This window comes from Actinoplanes sp. NBRC 103695, assembly GCF_030269485.1.
In the GTDB taxonomy this organism is placed as follows: domain Bacteria; phylum Actinomycetota; class Actinomycetes; order Mycobacteriales; family Micromonosporaceae; genus Actinoplanes.
On sequence record NZ_BSTL01000059.1, the window covers coordinates 1 to 24,741 of the forward strand.

Genomic DNA, 24,741 nt, shown 5'->3' on the forward strand with positions numbered 1-24,741 from the left:
CACCGTCCGCGACTACGAACGACTGCCACAACATCACGCCGCGATGGTCCAGTGGTCCATGATCATCATCATGACCCGACGCCTGGCCCGTCACCACCGCACCTGAAACCCTTATTTACCAGGGTCTTACACCACGCCAGCGGACGCGACCTGGTAGGTCCAGGCGCTGTCCCGCCCGACCGACCGCGCCTGGCTACCACCTTCGCGGACCGTGGTAGCTCAGGACGGTATTCGAGCCGAAATGCCGCCCTGTCCCACCACTACGTGCCGCTCCTACCACTCGCGCCTGCTCCTACCACCGATCGCGCCCGGCCACGGGCGCGAGCGGCCGCAGCGACGGTGGGAGGGCACCAGGGCGCCTGGCAACCGGGCTCGACCCCACGCCGAGCACGAGCGGCCGCAGCAACAGTGGGCGGGCACCAGGGCGCCCGGCAACCGGGCACGACCCCACGCCGAGCACGAGCGGCCGCAGCAACAGTGGGCGGGCACCAGGGCGCCCGGCAACCGGGCACGACCCCACGCCGAGCACGAGCGGCCGCAGCAACAGTGGGCGGGCACCAGGGCGCCTGGCAAACCCGGCGACAGCGAGCGGCCGCAGCAACGTTCGAGCGGGCACCCCCGGCGCCCGGCACGACCCCACACCCGGCAACAGCGGCGAGGAGCCGGAAGTGCGTCAAGGGGTGCTGCCGGGATCCTGGGGCTTGGGCGGGTCCTTCCAGGCGTCGCGCAGGTCCTTCTTCGTGGTGCGCCACCAGTCGCGCAGGTCGGCGCGGAACTCGCGGAGCTGGTCCCGGACGTTGCGGAGCGCCCACATGGCGCCGGGATCGTCCAGCCGGGCGCCGATCAGCTCGGCCAGGCCCAGCAACCACAGGATCGGCATCAGCCCCGCCGCCACCAGCGGCAGTGCGGTCACCGTCGTCACCGCGTACCCGAGGAGGAGGGTGACCGACGCACCCGCCGTGACCAGCCCACCGGCGAGGGCGCGGCGAAACAGGCGCGGAGTGAGGCGCAGGCAGCGCCACGGCGTGGCGCCGGCCGGGATCAGGACCCGGGCGGCCAGACCGGCGACGCCCAGCGCGAAACCGGCCGCGAGCAGGCGCGCCCACCACCAGTCGAACAGCGCGGGGACGGCGACCAGCAGGACCGCCGGGCCCAGCCAGCGGCGCAGCGCGCTGAGCAGGCTGCGCATCGGCCAGGTCATCGAGAGGACGTCGGGGTGCGCGGGGTCGTCGCGGGCCACGCCGCGCAGGCCGCGCATCGACCGGCCGACCTTGAGCTGCTCGGCGTCCAGCATCGCCATCAGCCAACGCCCGTACGGGTGGACCGGGTCGAACGCCAGCGCCCGCCGCGCCGCGTCCGTGGCCGCCTTGCGCTCCCCCGCGTCGCGTTCCACCCCGGCCAGGGTGAGCAGGCTCTCCACCGAGTCCGGGCCGAGCGACAGGGCCCGCCGGGCGGCCTCGCGGGCGTCGTCGTGGCGGCCGGCGCCGGAGAGGGCGCGGGCCAGCACCCGATGGCAGTACGCGTCGTGCGGGTCCAGCCGGACCGCCTCACCGGCCGCCGCCAGCGCCTCCTCGTCGCGCAGCATCGCCAGCAGGCTTTCCGCGCGCTCGGCATGCGGGCCGGACCGCAGCGGGTCGGTCGCCAGCGCGGCGTCGCAGGCGGCCACCGCGCCCGGATAGTCCTGCCGCATCCGCAACACGTAGCCCAGCAGCACCAGCAGGTCAATGTCCCCGGGCGCCTCGGCCAGGCCGTCGCGCAGCAGCCGTTCGGCGTCCGCGTACCGGCCGGCCTCGGCCAGCGCGCGTGCCTGGCGCTGCGTCGCGGCCACGGTCATGGATCGGAATTATGCACGCAGGATTCCGGGCGCCAACAGTTCACTGGCCCGTCCCGCGGCCGATTGTTCCGTCAACGCCCGACCGGGGCGTCCGTGGAGGGACGAGATGCGAGCGCAGCTGTCCAGGGCCGCCGGATTCGGCCGGAACGGGATGGAACCCATCCTGGTGCTGGCCGTGATCGCCGTGCTGCGCCTCTTCGGCCTCTCCGGCGACACCCCGCTGTGGGCGATCGCCACCCTGCTGATCGCCAGGTCCGTCTGCCAGCAACCCGGAGTGCGGCGGCGGCTGTCCGGCGGGACGCCCGGCGGCCGGCTCCGGCGGCGGATCGGCCTGCAGGTGCTGCTGACCACCGCTGTCATGTACATGACCGGCTGGGGTGCCCTGCTCGCCGTCGCCCACCTGTACATCCTGACGCTCTTCCTGCGGGAGGACGGGTCACGGTCCTGGCGGCCGCTCGCGGTGAGCAGCGCGGTGTTCATCGTGCTGGGAGAGCTTTCCTTCGCGTACGGGATCTTCGACGGTTACCTGGCCCAGCCTCAGTCGCATGGCGTCTCCCTGCTGATCACGCTCGGCACCCTGGCCACGGCCCGGGTCCTCGGCCACGCCACCGAGCAGCGGGAACGGGCCGAGGCGGCGCTGCGGGCCAGCGAGGAGCGGTTCCGGACGCTGCTGCGCGACGGCAGCGACGTGATCACGGTGTCCGGCGCGAACGGCACCGTCATTTACTGCAGCCAGGCGATCGCCCAGGTCATGGGCTACTTCCCGAACGACGTGACCGGCCGGCGGCTGCGCGAGTACGTGCACCCCGACGACGTGCTCGTGGACACCGAACTGCACGAGCGGGTGCTGGCCTCGGACGGCTCCCAGGAGCACACCGCCGAGCTGCGGTACCGGCACGCGGACGGCACCTGGCACTGGCACGAGGTGCACCTGCGGAACATGCTGAACTCGCCCGAGGTGGCCGGCCTGGTCGGTCACCACCGGGACATCACCGAGCGCCGCGCGGTGCAGGACAGCATCGCGCACGCGGCCGGCCACGACAGCCTGACCGGGCTGGCGAACCGGCCCACACTGACCCGTGACCTGGAACGCTCGCTCTCGCACGGCACCCGGTACCAGCACCCGGTCGGCATGCTCTTCCTCGACCTGGACGGCTTCAAACTGGTCAACGACACGTACGGCCACGACGTCGGCGACCGCCTGCTGACGACCGTCGCGGACGTGGTGCGGCGCGCGGTCCGGGACACCGACACGGTGGGCCGGCTGGGCGGCGGCGAGTTCGGCGTGGTGCTGACCCGGGTGGGCGGCGCCGACGAGGCGACGGCGGTGGCCCAGCGGATCATCGAGGGCATCGAGGGCAACGCGTCGGTGGCCGGTCTGCGGCTGGACGTCGGGTGCAGCATCGGGGTGGCGCTGGCCTTCCCCGGCGGCACCGACGCCAAGACGTTGATGCGCCATGCGGACGCGGCGATGTACCGCTCGAAGCGCCGCGCCCGCAACGGCTTTCAGCTGTACGTCGAGGAGAACGTCGCCGCGCCCTGGCTGTCCTGACCCGTTATCAGCCCGGCCGGCGGTAGCCGGTGGGCGTCATCCGGTCGACGTCGGCCATGCGCACGTGGTCACCGGTGTGCGGGGCGTGCACGATCTTTCCGCCGCCGACGTAGATCCCCACGTGGTGCGGGTAGAAGACCAGGTCGCCCGGCACCAGGTCGCCCCGGCCGATCGCCCGGCCCTGGCCCATCTGGGCGCCGGTGTAGTGGGTGAGGTGCACGCCGACCGCGTTCCACGCCGCCATCGTCAGGCCGGAGCAGTCGTAGCCGCTCGGCCCGATCGCGCCGAACACGTACGGCTTGCCGATCAGGTCGCAGGCCCGCTGGGCGGCCCGGTTGCCCTTCTCCTTGGTGTACGTCGCCGGGCAGGCGCCGAGCCGCAGGGGGCCGTCGTCGCCGGACTTGCCGTACGCCGCGAGCCGCATCGTCTGCAGCTGGTCGACCTTCTTCTGGATGCCGGACTTGGACTTCGCCAGGCCGGCGTCCTGGGCGGCCAGCGTCTGGGTCAGGTCGACCAGGTCCTGCTTGTCCTTGGCCAGCTTGTCCTTGAGGACCACCACGTCCTTGACCGAGTTGCGCTGGTGCTTCGCGTACTGGTCGAGGAACTCCAGCTTGTCGGTCAGGCCGGTCGCGTCGCCGGTGAGGAGCATCGCCTTCAACGCGGACGGCGAGCCCTGCATGTAGGTGTCGGACGCCATCCCACGCACCTGGGCCATCGCGACGTTGACCCGGATCTCCAGCGGGGTGAGCCGTTTCTGGATCGCGGCCAGCTTGCGGCGGTTGGCGGTCAGGTCGTTGTGCACCTTGTTGTACTGCTCGATGACCGGCTCGAGCCTGTTCCACTCGGTGTCGATCTGCTTCTCGACGCTCGACGGTGTCGGCTCGGCGAGAACGCCCGGGGTGGCCGACGCCGGCTGCGGGATCGCGAACACGGTCGCGACCAGGGCGAGGACGCAGAGCAGAGAACGGGCTGCGCGACTCACGTGGAGGGACGTTCCTTTCCGTCAACCGCCCGGGGGTGAAGGCGGCGGCTGCGCAGATCGGCCGGTGGCCGATTGGGGGACCGCGGAGCCGCGATCACCGTACTCCGCTCGTTATCGATCCGAAACCGCCCCGGCGGACGTGACTCAGAGTGGCCAATTGCTGACGGCGACGCTCAGCCACGGGACGACCACGACGAGCGTGGGCAGCACCAACAAGGCGACCGCCCCGACCAGCACAATCACGGAGAGTGCCACGGATCGGGGCTGCTGATCGGCCAGACGGGACAGTCGGCGATCCCGGCCGGCGCCGGCGCTGTCGTCGCTCAGCAACGTGAGCGCACCGCGTACCGCATCGCCGCCGGACCGCCGCGCGGCCGCGTCGTCGGCGACCATCTCGAGCAGCAGCCGGACCGCGTCGAGCGGCGCCCGGGACCGCAGCGGACGCGGCACGGCCTGGTAGAACGCGGTGAACGACTCGCGGACGAGCTCGTGCCGATGGCGCAGATGCGCCTGCTCGTGGGCGACCACCGCGGCGATCTGTGTGGTGTTGAGCACATCGAGCGCTCCGCCGGTCAGGACGACCCGCGGCGAGCGCCCGGCGACGCAGTACGCCAGCGGCTGCGCGCCGTCCAGCACCCGCAGCCCCTCGACGTCCAGTCCGTGTCGCTGCTCGGCCCGGTCCAGCAGGTCGACCAGCAGCCGGTGCCGGGCCCGGCGGGCGCGCGAGCGCCACATCACCCCGCCCAGCGAGACCAGCAGCCGCAGCACGATCACCGCGGCCACGGCCAGCGCGGCGACGAGCGCGGCGGAGGCCACCCGGCGGTTGCCGTCGGCGGCGCGGATCAGTTCCTCCGGACCGGCGAGCACCACGCCGAGCGCGCACAGCACGCCGGCCAGGGTGATCGCCTGCCAAAGGACCACGGCCGGCGCCGGCGCGCGGTCCGGCCAGCGGGCGGCGGCCAGCAGACCCGGCGCGACCAGCGACAGGAACAGCCCGAGCGCGCCGAGCAGGAGAGCGGTCACCCTTGCCGGCGGGCGGCCTCGATCGCCGCGGCCAGCGCCTCCGGGGACAGCCGGCCGACGAAGTGCGCGAGCGCCGCATCCTGGTCGGGCGTGTCCTCGAGGGCGTCCATCATCAGGCCGGCGGTCATCTGCTCGCGGGTCTGCACCGGGGCGTAGAGCCAGGCGCGGCCGTCCCGCTCGCGGTTGACCACGCCCTTCTTGGCCAGCCGGTCGAGGACGGTCATCACGGTCGTGTAGGCGAGGTCGCGCCCGCGGATCGCCTCGTGCACCTGGCGCACGCTCAGCGGACCCGCGCTCCCCCACAGCTGGGTCATGACCTCGCGTTCCAGGTCTCCGAGCGGCATGTGACCGAGTCTACTGCACGGCGTCGTACTACACGTCGTAGTATCTACTACGGAACGTCGTAGAGGGGTGTGCTCATGGACGTGTTGGACCTGACCAGGCTGCAGTTCGCGGTCGTCACGATCTACCACTACTTCTTCGTGCCGATGTCGATCAGCCTCGCGGCGATCGCGGCCGGACTGCAGATCGCGTGGCTGCGTACGCGTGAAGAGAAGTTTTTGACCCTCACCAAACTGACCGGCAAGCTGCTGATCATCACGTTCGCCGTCGGCGTCGTCACCGGGCTCGTGCAGGAGTTCCAGTTCGGGATGGGATGGAGCGCGTTCGCCCGGTTCTACGGCGACGTGTTCGGGCCGACGCTCGCCATCGAGGGGATGCTCGCGTTCTTCCTCGAGGCGACGTTCCTGGCGCTCTGGTATTTCGGCTGGGAACGGCTGCCCCGCCCGGTCCACCTCGCGACGATCATCGTGGTCGCGCTGGGCACCCTGCTGTCCGCCTTCATCATCCTCGCGGGCAACTCGTTCATGCAGAACCCGGTCGCCTACGCGCTGAACCCGGCGACCGGGCGCGCCGAGCTCACCGACTTCGGCGCGCTGCTGACCAACAAGGTCAACCTGGCCGCGTTCCCGCACACCATGGCCGGCGCGATGATGGTCGGCGGGGCGCTGATCCTGGCGATCGGCGTGTGGCGCAAGCTCGAGGTCTACCCCCGGCTGGGCGCCTGGCTGACCATGATCGGCGGCGCCCTGACCGCGATCACCGGCGACCACCTCGGCAAGGTCATCACCGAGGTCCAGCCGATGAAGATGGCCGCCGCCGAAGCCCTCTACGCGACCACCACCGGCGCGCCGTTCTCCCTCTTCGCCGTCGGCGAGTCCTTCTCCGTCCAGGTCCCGTACCTGCTGTCCTTCCTGGCCAAGGGCTCACCCACGGCGACCGTGCAGGGCATCGACGACCTCCAGGCGCAGTACGTCGCGCAGTACGGCCCCGGCAGCTACGTGCCGATGATCCCGGTGGCGTTCTGGAGCTTCCGGCTGATGATCGGCGTCGGCATGCTCGCGGCGGCGATCGCGGCGCTCTACCTGTGGACGTCGCGGCGCGGGCGCACGCCGCACCCGTTGCTGCTGCGCTGGCTGCCACTCATCCCGCTGCTCCCGACCGCGGCCAACTCACTCGGCTGGATCTTCACCGAGACCGCCCGGCAGCCGTGGCTCGCCTTCGGCCTCACCACGGTCGCCTCCGGCATCTCGCCCGGCCTGACGTCGGCCGAGGTTCTCTTCTCGCTGGCGGGTTTCACGCTCGTGTACGGCGTGCTGGCGGTGGTGTGGTTCCGATTGGTCCGCCACGTGTGTTCTGAACGTCTGTCCGAGCCGGCCATGGCATCCGCTTCCTCGTATTAGGAGCCTTCGTGATCACCTTCTGGTTCGGGCTCGTCGTTCTCGCCTGGGTGCTGTACTTCGTGCTCGAAGGCTTCGACTTCGGCGTCGGCATCCTGGCCCCCGTCCTCGGCCGCGACGACCACGAGCGCGGCGCCGCCATCCGCACCGTCGGCCCGTTCTGGGACGGCAACGAGGTGTGGCTGGTCGCGGCGGTCGGCGTCACGTTCGCCGCGTTCCCCGCCTGGTACGCGGCGCTGCTCTCCGGGCTCTACCTGCCGTTCGCCCTGGTGCTCCTCCTCCTGGCGGTACGCGGGGTCGCCCTGGAATTCCGCGGCAAGCACTCGTCCCCCGCGTGGCGGCGCCGGTGCGAATGGGCGCTGGCCGTGTCGTCCGGCGGTGTCATGCTGCTGTGGGGCGCGATCCTCGCGGTCTTCGCGCGGGGCCTCGCACTCTCCGCGTCCGGGTCGGTGACCGGCACCGGGATCGGGCGCAGCCTCGGGCCGCTGTGGACGTGGTGGTCGCTGGCCGGGGCGGTGGTCGCGCTCGGCGGGGCGGTCCTGCTCGGTGCCACGTTCCTTGCGCTGCGTACGACCGGACCGGTGCGGCGCCGCGCCCGCACGGCCGCGGTGGCCTCCGGGTCGGCGCTCGGGCTCTTCGCCTTCGGGGCGGGCTGGGCGCTGGGCAGCCGGGCCTTCCTGGTCGCGGCCTTCGTCACGCTCGGCGTGACGGTGCTGGCCCGGGCCGGGAGCGAGGCGGCGGCATTCACCGGTACGGCCATCGGGGCGGCCGCCGCGGTCGCCGCGATCCTCACCGCCCACGGCGACGTGGTCCTGCCCAGCACGCTCGACCCTGCGTGGTCGCTGACCCGGGCGTCGGCCGCGGCCACCGGCTCGACGTTGCGGCTGCTGACGATCGCCGGGCTGATCATCCTGCCCGGGGTGCTCGCCTACCAGGCGTACTCCTACTGGGTCTTCCGCCGCCGCGTCTCCAGCGAACGGATCCCCTCATGACCGCCTCCCCCGCGCTTTCTCCCTCCGCGCTCTCTAGCTCCGCGCCTTCCTCTGCGCCTTCCTCCGCCAAGCCGTCGCGGGGGTTTGGGCCGATCGACCCGCGGCTCGTGCGGCACGCGCGGGCGGCCCGGTCCGGGATCGGGCTGCTCGCCCTCATCGGCGCCGGGCAGGCCGCCACGGCACTCATGCTGGCCGTCGGCCTGACCTCGGTCGTCGCCGGATCCCGGACCACCGGGCCGGCGCTGGTAGCACTGGCCTACCCAGCGCGGGCCCTGCTCGCATGGGCCGAACAGGTGGTGGCGCAACGCACCGCCGCCCGAGCCACCGACGAACTACGCCGGTCGACATTGGACGCCACCCTGCGACACGGCCCCGCCTGGGTAGCCCGCTTCGGCACCGGACGACTCATCGCCGCCCTCACCACCGGCCTGGAATCGTTACGGCCCTGGTTCTCCGGCTACCTGCCGGCCGTGATCCTCGGAGTGGCGCTGCCGCCGCTGGTCGTGATCGCCATGGCAGTGGTGGACCCGGCGTCCGCCATCATCACGGTGCTGACCCTGCCGCTGGTCCCGATCCTGGGAGCGCTGATCGGCTGGGCCACCCAGGCCCGCGCCCGGCAACGCTGGGACGAAGACGCCCGCCTCGCCGGCCACTTCCTCGACGTGGTCCGAGGCCTGGCAACCCTCCGAGTCTTCGGCCGCGCCGCACGCCAGACCCGCGTGATAGCCGCGATGACCACCCAGCACCGGACCGCAACCATGCGCGTCCTCCGCGTGGCCTTCCTGTCCTCCACGGCCTTGGACCTGCTGGGCACCCTGTCGGTAGGCCTCATCGCCGTAGGCGCCGGCCTCCGCGTAGCCGCCGGCGACATGAACCTGGCCCCCGCCCTGCTGGTCATCCTGCTGGCACCCGAGGCCTACCGACCTCTGCGCGAGGCGGCATCCCGCTACCACGCCAGCGCCGCGGCCTCCGCCGTGATCACCGACCTCGACGAGGTCCTCACCGCCTCACCCGCTGCCGCCTCCGACTCTCACGCTGCCGCCGCCGGACCGCTCGGGCCGGCAGGCCCGGCTGTCCACACTCCGGCCGCCTTGTGGACAGAGCCGGAAAATCGTCGTACCTCGGCGCTACATTCGCACCCACCCATGACAGGGGTGGGGGAGGTGGCGGCGCCCGCGAAAAACGATCTTGAGCTGCGCGCGAGCGCCGGACCTCGGGCGAGCGCTGAGCTGCGCGCAGACGCTCGGCTCCAGACACACGCTGGGCTGCCGGCGGATGCTCGGCTCCAGACGGACGCCGAGCTGCGGACGGACGCCCGGCCCCAGACACACCCCGGGCTGCCGGCGGACGCTGGGCTGCGCACGGACACCCAGATCCAGACACTCGCTCGGCTGCGGCCGGATGCTGGAACACCGGCGGGCGATGGGCTTCGGCTTGTCGGTGGGCGGGAGCCTGGGGTGTGGGCGGCGGGGCTTCGGGTGCGGCATCCGGGCATGCGGCGGGATGCGCTGCGGCTGGAGGAGCTTGTTGTCCGGCCTGGGGAGATCGTTGCGCTGCGGGGGTTCTCCGGGGCGGGGAAGACTACGGCTCTGCGGGTGTTGGCGGGGCTTCAGGCCGTGGATGCGGGATTCGCTGAGGTTGCCGGGCCGGAGGCTGTTTATCTGCCGCAGCGGCCTGTGTTACCGCATGCCCGGACGGTGGCGGATGTCGCGGGGGTTGCGGCGTTGCGTGCTGTGGGGCTTGATCGGGAGCTCTCGCCGGATACGCCGCTGGGTGAGCATGCGGGTGGGGTTTCGGCGGGGCAGCGGCAGCGGCTGGCGTTGGCCGCGACGTTGAGCCGGGCGGCTGGGGCGCCTCGGGTGTTGCTTCTGGATGAACCTACGGCACATCTGGATGCGGCCTCGGAACGGCGGGTTGTTGCGAAACTGCGGGCGGCGGCGGATCGGGGGTGTGCCGTGCTGGTGGTGGCGCACCGGGCGGCGTTGCTGGCGGCGGCTGATCGGACCGTTCTCGTGGTGACTCCGTCCACCACCACGGAGAACACAAACGCGGAGAACACAAACGCGGAGAACACAAACGCGGAGAACACAAACGCGGAGAACGCAGACGCAGGGGGCACAGACGCCGGCGGCGCAGACGCCGGCGGCGCGAGGATGGGCGGCGCGGACGCGCAGGACACGAGTGGCATGGAGCCGGAGGGCACGCCAACGGCGGAGACGGGCCGCGGCCGCGCAAGCGCCGCCGCCGCCACCGTCCCTGAAGTCACCGGCACTCGGCCACAGGCTGTGGACGACGCGGATCCGGCTCTCGACAACGGCCCGGCGGGCGTCTCGACCCGGCCCGGGGAGGACGGCGTGGATGGGGAGGAGGCCGTGGGCGCCGGGGTGCGGGCGCGGCTCGGGATGGCCGCCGTCGGGCTGGGGGCGGGGTCGTGGCTGGCGGGCATCGTGCTGACGGGAGCGGCGGCGTGGCTGCTGGTTCGGGCCTCCGCCCTGCCGCCGGTGCTCACGCTCTCGGCCGCCGTCGTGCTTGTTCGGGGGAGCGCGGTGGCGCGGCCGTTGTTGCGGTACGCGGAGCGGCTGGTCTCACATCAGGTTGCGTTCGCGAGGCTGGGTGCTCGGCGGGCGGCGGTTTATGCGGGGCTGATTCCGCATGTGCCGGGGCCCCGGGTGCGGCGGCGCGGTGAGCTGCTGTCGCGGGTGGTGGACGATGTGGACGCTGACGTCGACGGGACGCTTCGCGGGGTGTTGCCGGCGCTGGCCGCCGCCGTCGCCGGTGCGGTCGGTGTGGGCGTGGTCGCGGCGGTTCGGCCGGTGGCGGCGATTCCGGTGGGTGCGGGGCTGGTGGTCGCGGGGGTGCTGGCGCCGTTGCTGGCCGTACGGCTGGAACGGCGGCGGGAGGCGGCCGTCGGGGCGGCCCGGGATGAGCTTCGCGACGCCGTTGTCGAGACGGTGGACGGGATCGAGGAGCTGCGCGGGGCGGGAGCGTTGCGCGTACCGGTGGAGCGGAGCCGTCTGCTGGCCGCGCGGGAAGCGCGGGCGGCGCGGGAAGCGGGACTGGCCACCGCGCTGGCGCATCTCGGGTGGGGTGTCGCTGTTGCGGGGGCGGCGCCGGCTCTGCTGCCGGGTGCGGGCTTGGAGCGGGAGTGGGCGGCCGTCCTGCTGCTGGGTGTAGTCGCGCTGGCCGAGCCGGTCGCGGTGCTTCCGGACGCGGCTCTGGCTTTCCGGCGCGCGAGGGCAGCCCGCGAGCGTCTGGCCGAGGTGACAGCCGAAGCCGAAGTGGCGGCAGACGGGCGGCGAACCCCGAGGGACGGCAGCGTGGTCGTCAAGGGGCTGGTCGCCGGGTGGGACCGGGCGGTGCTGGACGGCTTCGAGCTGGAGTTGCCGGCCGGGTCGCGGACGGCGATTCTCGGGCCGTCGGGAAGCGGGAAGTCGACGCTGGCCGCGGTCCTGGCGCGGTTTCTGACTCCGCGGGCGGGGACCGTCGAGCTCGGCGGGGCCGGCATCGAGAGCATCGGGGACGACGCGCTGCGGCGGCACGTTGCGCTGGTGGGGGACGAGACCGAGCACGTGTTCGCGTCGACCGTACGGGAGAATCTGCGTCTCGCCCGGCCGGCAGCGACCGACGACGAGCTCGCGGCGGTCCTGCGCCGGGTCGGGTTGGAGCTGGGGCTGGACCGGCGGCTCGGCACGGGCGGCTCGACCATCTCGGGTGGGCAGCGCAAACGGCTCGCCACCGCGCGCGCCCTGCTGGCGGGACCGCGCCTGCTGATCCTGGACGAGCCGACCGAGGGGCTGGACCGGGGCGAGGCGGAGGCGTTGATGGCCGACCTGCTCGGCGCGGCCGGTGAGCGGACCGTGCTGGTGCTCACCCACCGCACCGACGGCCTGCACCGCGTTCCGCCGGAGCGGATCAGAGAGTTGAGCGCTCCGCGAGGGCGGTGAAGTCCAGGTCCGCGCCGGGCGTCGGGCGGGCGTACAGAAAACCCTGGCCGATGCCGCAGCCCAGTTGGCGCAGCTCGGCGGCCTGCTCGGGGGTTTCGATGCCCTCGGCGATCGTGGTCAGGTGCAGCACGTGACTGAGCCGGATCACCGCCTCGGTGATCGCGGATCCTTCGGGGGTGCCGTTGAGTTCGGCGACGAAGCTGCGGTCGACCTTCAGGATGTCGACCGGCAGGCGGGTCAGGTAGTGCAGTGACGAGTAGCCGGTGCCGAAGTCGTCGACGGCGATGCGGATGCCGTGGCCGCGCAGCGTGGCGAGGGTCGCGATGGCCGACTGGTCGACGATGGCCGACTCGGTGACCTCCAGGACGAGCCGGTCCGGTTCCACGCCGGTGCGGCGCAGGATGCTCAGCACGTCCAGCACCAGGGTGGGCTCCTGGAGCTGCCGCGGCGCCAGGTTGACGCTGACGTAGAGCTGGCGGTCCCAGGCCGCGAGTTGCTTGCACGCCTCCTCGAGCACGTAGAGGCCGATCTCGGTGATGGCGCCGCTGCGTTCCGCGATCGGGATGAACTGGACCGGCGAGACCAGGCCGAGGGCCGGGTGCTGCCAGCGGACCAGGGCCTCGACGGCGATCGGGCGTCCGCCGCTGTCGAGGTCGACGATCGGCTGGTAGAGCACGTACAGCTGGTCGCGGAGCAGGGCCTTGTCGAGGTCCTCGCTGAGCGCGGCGTCCTCGGCGCGGCGGTCGGTCATGGCCGGGTCGTACGCACGCCAGCCGTGCGTGCCGGCCCGCTTGACCTGGTACATCGCGACGTCGGCGCGGCGCAGCAGCTCCTTGGGGGTGTCCTCCTCGACGGCCAGGGTGAGGCCGATGCTGGCCCGGATCGGCAGGGAGTCCTCGCCGAGGCGGACGGGGTTGGCGGCGGCGGCGCCGAGCACCCGCTGCGCGACCGCGCCGGCCGGGTCCGCGCTGGTCACCGCGGTGAGCAGCACCGCGAACTCGTCGCCGCCGATCCGGGCGGCCACGTCGCCGCCACGGATGATGCCGCGCAGGTGGTGGGCGAACTCGGTGAGCACGGTGTCGCCGGCCGCGTGCCCGTACGCGTCGTTGATCAGTTTGAAGCCGTCGAGGTCGACGAGCAGCAGCGCGAACGGCTCGCGCCGGCGCAGCACCCGGCCGATCGCCTCGTCCAGGCCGGTGCGGTTGGCCAGGCCGGTGAGCGCGTCGGTGACGATCTGGTCGCGGCTGTCCCGCAGCGAGATGACCTGCCGGACGGTGATCGCCGCGGCCATCGTGATCAGCCCGAGGACCAGGCCGCCCCAGGGCAGCATGTCGTTCTCCTCGACGGTCACGACGACCATCAGGGTGCCGCCGACCACCATCGCGGCCACCGGCAGGTGGGTGGACCAGCGCAGGTCGGGCTTGGCGTTCCGGTCCGGCTGTTTCTCCGGTACGCGGACACGCATCGGCGCGAGCGTCATCAGCAGTCCACCGAGCGCCACCAGCAGGCCGGCGTACGGCGAGCTGATCACCATCAGGCGTTGCGCCTCGAGCCCGGACCAGACCGCGTCGCCGATCAGGTAGAGCCCCATGCCGGCGATCAGCAGCGCGTGCGGGCCGGTGGGCGGGCCGATCGAGCCGCGCAGCAGCGCCACCGCGACGGCCAGCAGCATCAGCAGGTCGCCGATCGGATAGCCGATCAGGCCGATCCAGGACAGGCTGGCCGGGGTTCCGACGATGGCCGGGTTGATCACGAAGTACCAGACGACCATGAACCCGCCGGCGACGACGGCGACGGTCTCGGCGAAGTGCCCGACCCGCATCCGGCCGGCCATCCGCTGGGCGGGCGCGAGGAGCACCGCGAACGCGAAGAAGCCGAAGGCGCCGAGGCGGACGCTGACGCCGACCCACCACAGGAAGTGGGTCTGGGCGACGCTCTCCACCATCAGCGCGACGAACGTGCCGATCGCGCACAACCGCCCCAGGGCGATCATCAGCCACAGCGCCGCCTCGCCCCGCTTGGCGGCGCGCAGACCGGAGACGAACCCGACGATGTCCAGGATGAGCATGGTCGCGCCGAGGACGTAGGCCCGTTGTCCGGGCTCGAAGACGCTGTATGCCTGTCCCACGAGCACCAGGAGAATCAGGACACCGATTCCCCATCCGCGCACACTCCGGCCCATGTCGGTCACTTCGGCAGGCGTCGGGAGAACCTAAGCGTCAGTCAGCAGATCCAGTACCTCGCGTTCGGCGAAGCCCGTACCACTCCGCCGGCGGCCGTGTCCCGGTTTGCTGAGATCGCTACGCCGCAAACGCATGGCGGGGCGATGCCCGGGATCGACGGCGGCAAACCTGAAAGGTCCGAGGCTTGACCTGGAGCGCGCTCCGGGTCCTAGCGTCGACGACATGCAGACAGTGGAACTCGGCCGGACCGGCCGGCAGGTGAGCGCGCTCGCACTGGGCGCGATGCAGATGGGCAGTGAGACGAACGAGCAGGATTCGGTCACGATCCTGAACCGCTATCTGGAGCTGGGCGGGTCGTTCATCGACACCGCGGACTGCTACGAGTGGTGGGCGCACCCGGGCACCCCGGGCGGTCAGAGCGAGAACCTGCTCGGCCGGTGGATGCGCGACGGCAACAAGCGGGACCAGGTGTTCCTGGCGACGAAGGCGACGGCGGTGCCGGTCGCCGGCCCGGACCTGTGGGCGGCGGACGGCTCGGCGAACTGGGACCTGGCCCGGCGGACCTTCTCCGGGGCCGGCGCGGCCAACCTGAGGTACGCGCTGGACGGGAGCCTGAAGCGGCTGGGCACCGATCACCTCGACCTGTACTACGTGCACGTCGACGACCCGGCGACGCCGCTCGAGGAGACCCTGGAGACGCTGGATTCGTTCGTGAAGGCGGGCAAGGTGCTGCATCTGGGCTGGTCGAACGTGCGGACGTGGCGGCTGGAACGGATCCGGCAGCTGTGCGAGCGCCACGGCTGGACCGCGCCGGTGGCCCTGCAACAGCAGCACTCGTACCTGCGGCCGAAGGCCGGTGACGAGAGCGACTCGGTGGTCGGCGCCGAGCAGTGGGGCTATCTCGCCGCGCACGACGACCTGACGCTGGTGGCCTACTCCCCCATCCTCAAGGGCGTCTACGACAACGTGCCGAAGCGGTCGTCGCACCACATCATGGCCTCGTACGGCGGGCCGGACACCGACGCGCGTTTCGCCGCGGTCGATGCCCTGGCCGCGGAGATCGGCGCCACCGGCAACCAGGTGGTGCTGGCCTGGCTGGCGCAGCGGTCCGGGCCGCGGGTGGTTCCGCTGATCGGCCCGCGTACGCCCGAGCAGTTCGAGAACGTCGTCCCGGCGCTCGACCTGAAGCTCACCACCGAGCAGATCGAGCGCCTGGACGCCGCCGGCGCCTAGTGGCTCCGACGAGCGAGCAGCCGGGCCACGGCCCCGAGTTCCTGCTCGGCCGACGCCGGGGCCTCGACCGAGGCCAGCTCCCGCAACGCCTCGTCGAGCAGCGCGTCCGCCCGGGCCTGGCACCAGGCCCGGGCGCCGCACTCCTCGATCAGGTCCGCCGCGCGGGCGGCGTCCGCCCCGGCGAGGCCACTGCCGCCCGCGTACAGCTCGGCGAGCCGCGTGGCGGCCGGCTCACCGGAACTGAGCGCCGCCACCACCGGCAGCGACTTCTTGCCGCTGCGCAGGTCGGAGCGGACCGGCTTGCCGGTGACCGCCGGGTCGCCCCAGATACCGAGCAGGTCGTCGGCGAACTGGAAGGCCAGCCCGGCCAGCGACCCGAACCGGGCGAGCCGGGCGCGGGCGGCCGGTGACGCGCCACCGGCCAGGGCGCCGAGCTCGGTGGCCGCGGCCAGCAGGGCGCCCGTCTTCGCCTCGGCCATCGCCAGGCACCCGGCGGGGGTGACGTCGCCGCGCCGCTCGAACGCGAGGTCGGCCAGCTGTCCGTCGATCAGGCGCTGGACGGCCGCGCCGAGCACCGCCGCGGCGCGTACGTCGGGAGCGATCGTCTGGTAGGCCAGCGCGAGCATCGCGTCGCCGGCCAGGATGGCCGGCCCGGCGCCGTGCACGGTCCACAGCGTCGCCCGGTGCCGGCGGGTCCGGTCGCCGTCCATGATGTCGTCGTGCACGAGCGAGAAGTTGTGCACGAGCTCGACGGCCACCGCGGCCGGCACCGCTGCCTCGATCGACGCGGCCTCCCCACCGCCCGGGCCGGAAGCCTCCGCGCCGGCCGCCCGCGCCGCGAGCAGGGTGAGCAGCGGCCGGACGGCCTTGCCCCCGTACTCGCGCGCGGGGGCTCCGGCCGCGTCCCGCCAGCCGAAGTGGTACTCGACCAGGTGGGCGGTGGAGTCCGGGAGGGACGCCACCGCGGCCCGCAGCGGTGGGTCGACCACCGCACGGCTCCACTCCAGCAGCGCGGCCGCCGTACGGACGGGCTGCTCCAACTCGACGGCGACCATCGGGCCGCTCAGTCCCGGCCCAGCCCGACCTGGACGTTGTCCAGGATGCCGAGCGCGTCGGGCACCAGCACGGCGACCGAGTAGTACGCGCTGACCAGGTACGACATGATCGCCTTGTCGCTGATCCCCATGAACCGCACGTTGAGGCCGGGCTCGTACTCGTCGGGCAGCCCGGTCTTGTGCAGCCCGATCACGCCCTGGTCGTCCTCGCCGGTGCGCATCGCGATGATCGAGGTCGTCCGGGTGTCCGAGATCGGGATCTTGTTGCACGGCAGGATCGGGACGCCGCGCCAGGCCGGGATCTGGTGGCCGTTGAAGTCCACTGTGCTCGGGTAGAGGCCGCGCTTGTTGCACTCCCGGCCGAAGGCCGCGATGGCCGACGGGTGGGCGAACAGGAACTGGGTCTTGCGCCGGCGGCTGAGCAGCTCGTCCAGGTCGTCCGGGGTGGGCGGGCCGGTCCGGGTGTGGATGCGCTGCTTGAGGTCGGCGTTGTGCAGCAGCCCGAAGTCGCGGTTGTTGATCATCTCGCTCTCCTGGCGCTCGCGCAGCGCCTCGACGGTGAGCTTGAGCTGCTGCTCGACCTGGTCCATCGGCTCGTTGTAGAGGTCGGCGACGCGGGTGTGCACGCGCAGGACGGTCTGGGCGACGCTCAGCTCGTACTCGCGGGGTGAGGTCTCGTAGTCGACGAAGGTGCCGGGCAGGTCGTGCTCGCCCTCGTGACCGGCGGACAGGTCGATCTCCGCCTCGCCGTGCTTGTTCTGCGGCTTGCCGGCCCGCGCGAGCACCGATCGAACGTGTTCGCGCAGCCCCTCGGACTGCCCGTTCATCCGGTCCAGCTCCTGCCGCGGCAGGGTGAGCACGGTGCACTGGGTGACCGCGCGCGCGGTGAAGTTCCAGAGCTCCAGCTCGCCGGAGAGCGCCCGGTCGCCGAAGTAGTCGCCGTCGGCGAGCACCCCGACCACGGTCTCGTCGCCGTAGTCGCCGCGCCCGATCTTGTTGACCTTGCCGTGGGCGATCAGCACGATCTGGTCGACCGGCTGCCCGGCCTCGACGATCATGTCGCCGGCCGCGTACTCGTGCTGCTGGAACCGCTCGGCCAGCGCGGACAGCACCGCGAGGTCCTCGAACTCGCGCAGCAGCGGCAGCTCGCGCAGCTCGGCCGGGACCACCCGCACGTCCGCGCCGACGTTGGTGAAGGTCAGCCGGCCGTCGCCGACGGTGTACGTCATCCGCCGGTTGACGCGGTAGGCGCCGCCGACGACCTGCGTCCAGGGCAGCACCTTGAGCAGCCAGCGCGACGAGATGTTCTGCATCTGCGGCGCGGTCTTGGTCGTCGACGCCAGGTTGCGCGCCGCCGCCGTGCTCAATGCCTGCCGCTGCGCCTCGACCGAGGTGTCGTTCCGGCCGGTATCGACTGCAGTCACTGGTAACCACCATTCTTGGGGCGTGTAATCAACGGGGCCGAGTATCGCCGACAACGACGCGCCGAATGAGCGGACGACACGTCATTGTCACCTTCCAGTGGTTAACCACAGTGGAACTCAAGCGGCGCGCGGGTGATCTTGACACCACCTATGAGCTGGACAGGTATGGTCTTCGAGGTTGACAGCCAGGGCTGGAGAAATCATGTCCACATTTGTACTGCCCGATTTTTATCTGCCACATCCGGCAACGAAGAATCCTCACGAAGAGCACGCCAGAAACCATTCCGAGGAATGGGCGAAGGCGCACGGGATGCTCGACGCGGGAGTGTGGGATCTGGATGAGCTGCGCCGCAACGACTACGCGCTGATGTGCGCGTACATCCACCCGGACTGCGACGCGGAGATGCTGGATCTGATCACCGACTGGTACGTGTGGGTGTTCTTCTTCGACGACCACTTCCTCGAGCTCTTCAAGTACAGCCGCGACCTGACCGGCGCCCAGCGCTACCTCGACCGGCTCGAGGCGTTCCTGCACGACGCCGGCGGGCAGCCGGAGAACCCGGCCGAGTCGGGACTCGCGGACCTCTGGGCCCGCACGGTTCCGTCCATGTCGGACGACTGGCGGCGGCGCTTCGTGCTCAGCACCCACAACCTGATGGTCGAGTCGATGTGGGAGCTGCGGAACATCGCCGAGGGGCGGATCGCCAACCCGATCGAGTACATCGAGATGCGGCGGCGGGTCGGCGGCGCCCCCTGGTCGGCCAACCTGGTCGAGGTCGCCTCCGACGCGGAACTCGCCGGCCACCTGGCCGGACTGCGGCCGCTGCGCGTCCTGCGGGACACCTTCAGCGACGCGGTGCACCTGCGCAACGACCTTTTCTCGTACGAGCGGGAGGTCCGGGTGGAGGGCGAGAACTCGAACGCCGTCCTGGTCGTCGAACGCTTCCTGGACATCCCGACGCAGCGGGCCGTCGACCTGGTCAACGAGCTGCTCACCTCGCGGCTGCACCAGTTCGAGCACACCGCGCTCACCGAGATCCCGGCGATGTTCGCCGAGTTCGCGGTGGCGCCCGGCGACCAGGCCAGGGTCGCCCGGTACGCCAAGGGGCTGCAGGACTGGCAGGCCGGCGGACACGAGTGGCACGCGCGGTCGAGCCGATACACGAAGATCTCCCGGACCCGGAACCTGGGCATGTCGGCGACCGGGCTGGCCCGCCGCTACGCGCAGCACGGGCACTCACCGGTCGGCCGGACCGGCGGGCACCTGCCGATCCCCGAGCTGTACATGCCGTACCCGGTCCGGACGAGCCCGCACCTGCCCGCCGCGCGCAAGCACAACACGGCCTGGGCCGAGTCGATGGGGATGTTCGCCGGCGACCTCTGGAACGAGTCGCTGTTCGACGGCTTCGACTTCTCGCACTGCGCGGCGATGATCCACCCGGACGCCACGCCGGACCAGCTGAACGTCTCCTCCGACTGGCTGGCCTGGGGCACCTACGGCGACGACCTGTTCCCGGTCCTCTACGGCCGCACCGGCGACCTGGCCGGCGCCAAGCTGCAGAACCTGCGCCTGTCCCTCTTCATGCCACTGGACGCCGGCGCCACCCCGCAGCCGCTCACGCCGGTCGAGCGCGGCCTGGCCGACCTGTGGCGCCGCACGGCCGGCCCGATGGGTTCAAAGGCACGAGCACGCTTCCGTACGGCCGTCGAGACGATGACCGCCTCCTGGCTGTGGGAGCTGGCCAACCAGGTGCAGAACCGGGTGCCCGACCCGGTCGACTACGTGGAGATGCGCCGCGCCACCTTCGGCTCGGACCTCACCATGAGCCTGGCCCGCCTCGCGCACGGCGAGCTCGTGCCGGACGACATCTTCGACACCCGGGTGATGCGCCAGATCGACAACGCGGCGCAGGACTACGCGTGCTTCATCAACGACCTGTACTCGTACCAGAAGGAGATCGAGTTCGAGAACGAGATCCACAACATGGTGTACGTCGTCGAGCGCTTCCTGAGCTGCGACCGGCTCGCCGCCCGCGACGTCGTCGCCGGCCTGATGCGGGGCCGGATGCAGCAGTTCGAGCGGCTGGTCGCCGTGGAGCTGCCCGCGCTGTGCGAGCAGTACGCGCTGAGCGAGCAGGTGCGCCGGCAGCTCACCCGGTACGCGGGCGAGCTGACCTACTGGATGTCCGGCATCCTGCGCTGGCACGACACGTGTGACCGGTACGCCGACTCGGATCTGCGGGCGCGGTTCTCAGCCGTGCCACGTGCGCCACAGGGCGGCGTACGGTCCATCCGCCCCCACCAGCTCGTCATGACTCCCTAGCTCGACGATCCGGCCGCCGTCCATCACCGCGACCCGGTCCGCGTCGTGCGCCGTCTGCAGGCGGTGCGCGATCGCGATGACCGTACGGTCGTGCAGCACCGCCGCGAGCGCGCGTTCCGCGGTCCGGGCGGCGGTCGGGTCGAGCAGGGCCGTCGCCTCGTCCAGGATCACCGTGTGCGGGTCGGCCAGCAGCACCCGGGCCAGCGCCAGCTGCTGCGCCCGGGCGCCGTCCAGTGCCTGCTCGCCCAGGTCCAGCTCGAGGTCGGTGGCCCACTCGGCGCCGACCCGGTCCAGCGCGCGGCGCAGGTCGTCGTCCGGCGCCGTGATCATCAGGTTGTCCCGCAGCGACTCGGCGAAGACGTGGTGCTCCTGGGTGACCAGCACGACATGCCGGCGCAGCTCGTCGGGCGGCAGGTCGGCCACCGGCACCCCGCCGACCGTGATGCTGCCGGTCCGCGGCCGGTCGACGCCGGCGATCAGGCGGCCGAGCGTGGACTTCCCGGCGCCGGAGAGCCCGACGACGGCCAGCCGCTCCCCCGGCCGCACGGTCAGCGTGACGTCGTGCAGGACGTCGCGGCCCTCGTCGTACGCGTAACGCACGCCCTTGATCTCGATCTTCTCGTCCCGCGGGAGCCGATCGGTGGACACCGGGCCCGGTGGCACCGCGGCCAGGCCCTCGATGCGGGCGAACGACGCGCTGCTGCTCTGCAACTGCTCGATCCAGATCGTGATCGCGTCCAGCGGACCGGCGAGCTGCCGCAGGTAGAGCACGGCGGCGCCGACCGTGCCGACCGACACGTACCCGTGGAAGGCGAGGTACCCGCCGGCCACCAGCACGAGCACCACCGGTACGGCGTAGGACAGCTCGACCGTCGGGAAGAAGAACGTCCGCAGCCGCAGCGTGGCCATCCGCGACCGGAAGGTCTCCGCGACCGCCGCCCGGCCGATCGCCAGCCGCAGCCTGGCCAGCCCGAACGCCTCGATCGTGCGGGCGCCCTCGACGGTGGCCGAGAGCTCGTCGGCGAGCCGCGAGTTGGCCGCGCCCTCACGCAGGTAGGCGTCCCGGGCGACGCGCAGGTACCACCGGGTCACGAACCAGATGCCGGCGAACCCGATCAGCCCGGCGGCGCCCAGCGGCGGGCTCAGCACGAGCACCGCGCCGACCAGGAAGACCATCTGGATCAGCGCGCCGACCAGGGCGGGCATCAGGTCACGCAGCGAGTTGGCGACGGCGTCCACATCGGACGTGCCGCGGGCGGAGAGGTCGCCGGCGGGCACCCGTTCGACCACGGCGGCGGGCAGGGCCAGCGACCGGTCCAGGAAGTCCTCGCGGACGCGGGCCGCGGTCCTCTCACCGAAGCGGTAACCGACCGCCAGGGCGTACCGGAGAAGGATCGTCTGGGCGAGGGCGCAGCCGAGCACGCCGACCGCGAGGACATCCACCCGCCCGGCGCCGCCGCCGGTGGTGACCACGTCGATGATCCGGCCGAGCAGCCACGGCCCGCCGAGCCCGGCGAGGGAGGCGAACGCGTTCAGGACCAGCACCGCGACGACCGAGCGGCGATCGGCGGAGATCAGGCGGCGCGCGGCCAGGCTGACCTGCCTGGGCGTGGCGACGGGAAGCACGGTGCTCATGCTGTGCCTCCGAAGCCACCGAGATACCGGAACTCGATCATGCCGAGGCCTCGTCGAAAACGCGGGTGACCAGCTCGCGGTAACCCTGCTCGGTCTCCAGGAGGTGCTGGTGGGTGCCGGAGGCGGCGACCCGGCCCCCGACCAGGTAGTGCACCACGTCCGCGCGGGCCAGGAGCACCGGCGACGTGGTGGCCAGCACGGTTCCGCGGCCGGAGCGGATGTCGGTGAGCCGCTGCGCGATGGCCGCCTCGGTGTGCGCGTCCACCGCCGACGTCGGCTCGGCGGCGAGCAGCATCTCCGGGTCGGCGTGCAGCGCCCGGGCCAGGCGCAGACGCTGCCGCTGGCCGCCGGAGAGGTTACGGCCACGCCACTCCACCGGGCGTTCCAGGTCGGCGGCGACGTCGTGCGCCACAGCGGCGTCGATCGCCCGGCGCACCCGGTCGTCGTCCGGTTCCTCGCGACCGGCCACCACCTCGCGCAGCGTCCCGGCGAACAGGTCGGCGTCGTGCGTCGCGACCATCACCCGGTCGCGGATCTCCGGCTGGGCGATCCGGTCCAGGCGCCGGTCCGACCAGGTGGCGTCGGTCGCGCCGTACCGGCCCAGCCGGTCCAGGACGGCCTCGGCCTCGGCGGTGCGGGCGACGGCCAGCGCGGTGAACCGGCCCGGCTCGGCGGTCACCCCGGACACCGGGTCGCGCAGCGGGCCCGGGCCCTCCGGCGCCGGCTCGCCGTCGACCGGCTCCACGGGCACCCGCAGGAAACCCACCACCCGGCGGGCGGCGACCAGGCCACGGGTGACGTCCATGCCGCAGAAGATCATCACGTCCACCGGGATCGCCAGGATCGCCGTCCAGCCGTAGACCGCGACGAGCTCGCCGATCGTGATCTCGCCGGCCGCCGCCATCCGGGCCGAGATCCAGGTGACCACGGCCAGGAAGATCACCGGCAGCCCGGTGCCGAGCGCACCCACCCAGCTCGCCGTCACGTCCACCCGGTAGCCCTGGTCGCGCAGCCCGGCCGACTCGGCGCGGTACCGGGCCAGGTGCGTCTCCTTGCCGCCGAGCCCGTTCAGCACGCCGAGCCCGCCGAGCACGTCGACCAGCCGCCCGGCCAGCACACCCTGCCGCTCCCGGTAGCGCTGCCCGGCGGCCTGCATCCGGGTCAGCAGCGGCCCCACGACCACGCCCAGGACCGGGACGCCGGCCAGGACCACCACGGCCAGCAGCGGCGAGGTGCGGAAGAGCAGGACCGCGATCGTCGCGTACGAGATGGTGCCGGCCACCCCGACCCCGAGGACGTTCATCGCCCGCCCGACCACCCACACGTCGGAGATGCCGATGGTGACCACCTCGCCCGCGGTCAACCGGCGCGGGAGCGCGGCGCCGAGCCGGGTGGCGTGCTCCAGGACCAGGTCGGCGGTCATCAGCCCGGCATGCGTACGGAGCTTGGTCATCGAGCGGTGCCGCATGATCCCGAGCACAGCACTGCCCGCGCCGAGCGCGAGAACCCCCGCGGACCAGGCGACCAGCACGGCGGTGTCATGCGCGCTCAGGCCGTTGTCGATGGCCTTGGCCAGCAGGTACGGCGTGGCCGCCAGGCTGGCGAACCACAGCGTGCCGAACCCGGCGCCCAGCGCCACCCGATGTTTGTTACGCCTCGCCAGCCACCACAGATATCTTGCCGGTCCCCGTAAGTCCACTCCGCCACTCTGCCCGATGAGGGGTTGCTAGCGTCCACCGATATGCGACGAGTGATCGGCGGCCGGGAGTTCGACTTCGCGCGCCGGGTGGCGGTGATGGCCATCGTCAACCGCACGCCGGACTCGTTCCACGACCAGGGTCGTACGTTCGCTCTCGCGCACGCCCTCGACGCCGTCCGCGCCGCGGCTGAGCAGGGCGCCGACTGGATCGACGTCGGCGGGGTGCCGTTCGCGCCGGGGCCCGAGGTGACGGTCGCGGAAGAACTGGACCGGGTACTGCCGGTGGTGGACGCGGCCCGTGAGCTGGCCGTGGTGTCGGTGGACACGTATCGCCCGGACGTGGCACGCGAGGCCATCGCCGCCGGGGCCGGGGTGATCAACGACACGTCCGGGCTGCGCGACCCGGAGATGGCCGACGCGGTCGCGGGCACCGGCGCCACGCTCGTCATCACGCACAGCCTGGCCGCGCCCCGCACGCCGTATCCGTCGCCGCGCTACCACGACGTGACCGCCGAGGTGACGGTCTTCCTGCGAGACCGGCTGAAGATCGCGATGGACCGCGGCGTACGCCCGGACCAGATCGTCCTCGACCCGGGGCACGACCTGAACAAGACCACGGCGCACTCGCTGGAGCTGACCCGGCGGCTGGACGAGATCACCGCGCTCGGCTACCCCACCCTGGCGGCGGTGAGCAACAAGGACTTCATCGGCGAGACGCTGGACCGGCCGCAGCGGGACCGCCTGGCCGGCACCCTGGCCGCCGTGGTCTTCTGCGTGCTGCGCGGCGCCCGCATCGTCCGGGTGCACGACGTGCGCGCCTCGGTCGACGCGGTCCGGATGACCGAGGCCATGCTGGGCTGGCGTTCACCCGCCCACGCCCGGCACAACGTCTGATCTTCGCGGTGGAGGTCCGGCTCGCACTGCCGGGACTCCTCGCACTGTCGGGGATTCATCGCACTGTCGGGACTCCTCGCACTACCGGGACTCCTCGCACTACCGGGACTCCCTCGGGTTGCCGGGGCTCCTCGGTGCGTGCGCTTGTTGCCGGCGCTTTCGCCGGGTGTGGGCTTTCGGTTGGTCTGCCAGGCGCCCGGGTGCCTGCTCACCGTCGCTGCCGCCGCTC

At 72.2% G+C, this 24,741-nt stretch carries 16 protein-coding genes; 7 read left to right on the top strand and 9 right to left on the bottom strand.

What is annotated here, in order from left to right; translation table 11 throughout:
• Window positions 1–673 precede the first annotated feature (673 nt).
• Window positions 674–1,834: a tetratricopeptide repeat protein gene (locus QSK31_RS46910; RefSeq protein WP_285691670.1), complete on the bottom strand. Its 1,161-nt coding sequence runs from the start codon at window positions 1,832–1,834 to the stop codon at window positions 674–676.
• Between the two features lie 106 nt (window positions 1,835–1,940).
• On the opposite strand from QSK31_RS46910, the gene QSK31_RS46915 reads away from it, so the two are divergent.
• Entirely contained in the window at window positions 1,941–3,386 is a 1,446-nt protein-coding gene (locus QSK31_RS46915) for a sensor domain-containing diguanylate cyclase (RefSeq protein ID WP_285691671.1), read from the top strand.
• 7 nt (window positions 3,387–3,393) lie between these two features.
• Here QSK31_RS46915 and QSK31_RS46920 read toward each other — a convergent pair whose 3' ends face one another.
• The 3 genes from QSK31_RS46920 to QSK31_RS46930 form a co-directional block, all read right to left on the bottom strand.
• Entirely contained in the window at window positions 3,394–4,368 is a 975-nt protein-coding gene (locus tag QSK31_RS46920) for a C40 family peptidase (protein WP_285691672.1), read from the bottom strand.
• A gap of 144 nt (window positions 4,369–4,512) precedes the next feature.
• The gene (locus QSK31_RS46925) at window positions 4,513–5,391 is read right to left on the bottom strand and encodes a M56 family metallopeptidase (RefSeq protein WP_285691673.1); all 879 of its coding nucleotides are present in this window, start codon (window positions 5,389–5,391) and stop codon (window positions 4,513–4,515) included.
• A complete protein-coding gene (locus tag QSK31_RS46930) occupies window positions 5,388–5,735 on the bottom strand; it encodes a BlaI/MecI/CopY family transcriptional regulator (RefSeq protein ID WP_285691674.1) in 348 nt (115 codons plus the stop codon). The genes QSK31_RS46925 and QSK31_RS46930 overlap by 4 nt, the downstream gene beginning before the upstream one ends.
• Window positions 5,736–5,810: 75 nt before the next feature.
• Here QSK31_RS46930 and QSK31_RS46935 point away from each other — a divergent pair, with 75 nt between their 5' ends.
• Genes QSK31_RS46935 through cydC form a run of 3 tightly spaced genes read left to right on the top strand, consistent with a single transcriptional unit; the run spans window position 5,811 to window position 12,066 of the window.
• Window positions 5,811–7,133 carry a cytochrome ubiquinol oxidase subunit I gene (locus tag QSK31_RS46935; protein ID WP_285691675.1) on the top strand — a complete coding sequence of 441 codons (1,323 nt, stop codon included), beginning with the start codon at window positions 5,811–5,813 and terminating at the stop codon, window positions 7,131–7,133.
• A gap of 8 nt (window positions 7,134–7,141) precedes the next feature.
• Window positions 7,142–8,122, top strand: a complete 981-nt coding sequence (cydB, locus tag QSK31_RS46940) for a cytochrome d ubiquinol oxidase subunit II (RefSeq protein WP_285691676.1) — start codon at window positions 7,142–7,144, stop codon at window positions 8,120–8,122.
• The gene (gene cydC, locus QSK31_RS46945) at window positions 8,119–12,066 is read left to right on the top strand and encodes a thiol reductant ABC exporter subunit CydC (protein WP_502873127.1); all 3,948 of its coding nucleotides are present in this window, start codon (window positions 8,119–8,121) and stop codon (window positions 12,064–12,066) included. Before cydB ends, cydC begins: the two co-directional genes overlap by 4 nt.
• On the opposite strand, the gene QSK31_RS46950 is transcribed toward cydC, so the two are convergent.
• Window positions 12,035–14,194 carry a putative bifunctional diguanylate cyclase/phosphodiesterase gene (locus QSK31_RS46950; protein WP_285691680.1) on the bottom strand — a complete coding sequence of 720 codons (2,160 nt, stop codon included), beginning with the start codon at window positions 14,192–14,194 and terminating at the stop codon, window positions 12,035–12,037. The two genes, cydC and QSK31_RS46950, sit on opposite strands and share 32 nt — an antisense overlap.
• Window positions 14,195–14,471: 277 nt before the next feature.
• On the opposite strand from QSK31_RS46950, the gene QSK31_RS46955 reads away from it, so the two are divergent.
• Window positions 14,472–15,482, top strand: coding sequence for an aldo/keto reductase (locus QSK31_RS46955; protein WP_285691681.1), 1,011 nt, complete (start codon window positions 14,472–14,474; stop codon window positions 15,480–15,482).
• Here the strand turns inward: QSK31_RS46955 and QSK31_RS46960 are convergent.
• Window positions 15,479–16,537 carry a polyprenyl synthetase family protein gene (locus QSK31_RS46960; protein WP_285691682.1) on the bottom strand — a complete coding sequence of 353 codons (1,059 nt, stop codon included), beginning with the start codon at window positions 16,535–16,537 and terminating at the stop codon, window positions 15,479–15,481. The two genes, QSK31_RS46955 and QSK31_RS46960, sit on opposite strands and share 4 nt — an antisense overlap.
• A gap of 8 nt (window positions 16,538–16,545) precedes the next feature.
• Window positions 16,546–17,961: a family 2B encapsulin nanocompartment shell protein gene (locus tag QSK31_RS46965; RefSeq protein WP_285691683.1), complete on the bottom strand. Its 1,416-nt coding sequence runs from the start codon at window positions 17,959–17,961 to the stop codon at window positions 16,546–16,548.
• A 310-nt stretch (window positions 17,962–18,271) separates the two neighbouring features.
• Here QSK31_RS46965 and QSK31_RS46970 point away from each other — a divergent pair, with 310 nt between their 5' ends.
• Complete coding sequence (locus tag QSK31_RS46970; RefSeq protein WP_285691684.1) at window positions 18,272–20,284, top strand: terpene synthase family protein; 2,013 nt, start codon at window positions 18,272–18,274, stop codon at window positions 20,282–20,284.
• Here the strand turns inward: QSK31_RS46970 and QSK31_RS46975 are convergent.
• Both QSK31_RS46975 and QSK31_RS46980 read right to left on the bottom strand, forming a co-directional pair.
• Complete coding sequence (locus QSK31_RS46975) at window positions 20,213–21,919, bottom strand: ABC transporter ATP-binding protein (RefSeq protein WP_285691685.1); 1,707 nt, start codon at window positions 21,917–21,919, stop codon at window positions 20,213–20,215. The two genes, QSK31_RS46970 and QSK31_RS46975, sit on opposite strands and share 72 nt — an antisense overlap.
• A gap of 37 nt (window positions 21,920–21,956) precedes the next feature.
• On the bottom strand, window positions 21,957–23,558 hold the full coding sequence (locus tag QSK31_RS46980; protein WP_285691688.1) for an ABC transporter transmembrane domain-containing protein: 1,602 nt from the start codon (window positions 23,556–23,558) through the stop codon (window positions 21,957–21,959).
• A gap of 102 nt (window positions 23,559–23,660) precedes the next feature.
• On the opposite strand from QSK31_RS46980, the gene folP reads away from it, so the two are divergent.
• A complete protein-coding gene (gene folP, locus QSK31_RS46985; RefSeq protein WP_285691687.1) occupies window positions 23,661–24,512 on the top strand; it encodes a dihydropteroate synthase in 852 nt (283 codons plus the stop codon).
• Window positions 24,513–24,741 lie beyond the last annotated feature (229 nt).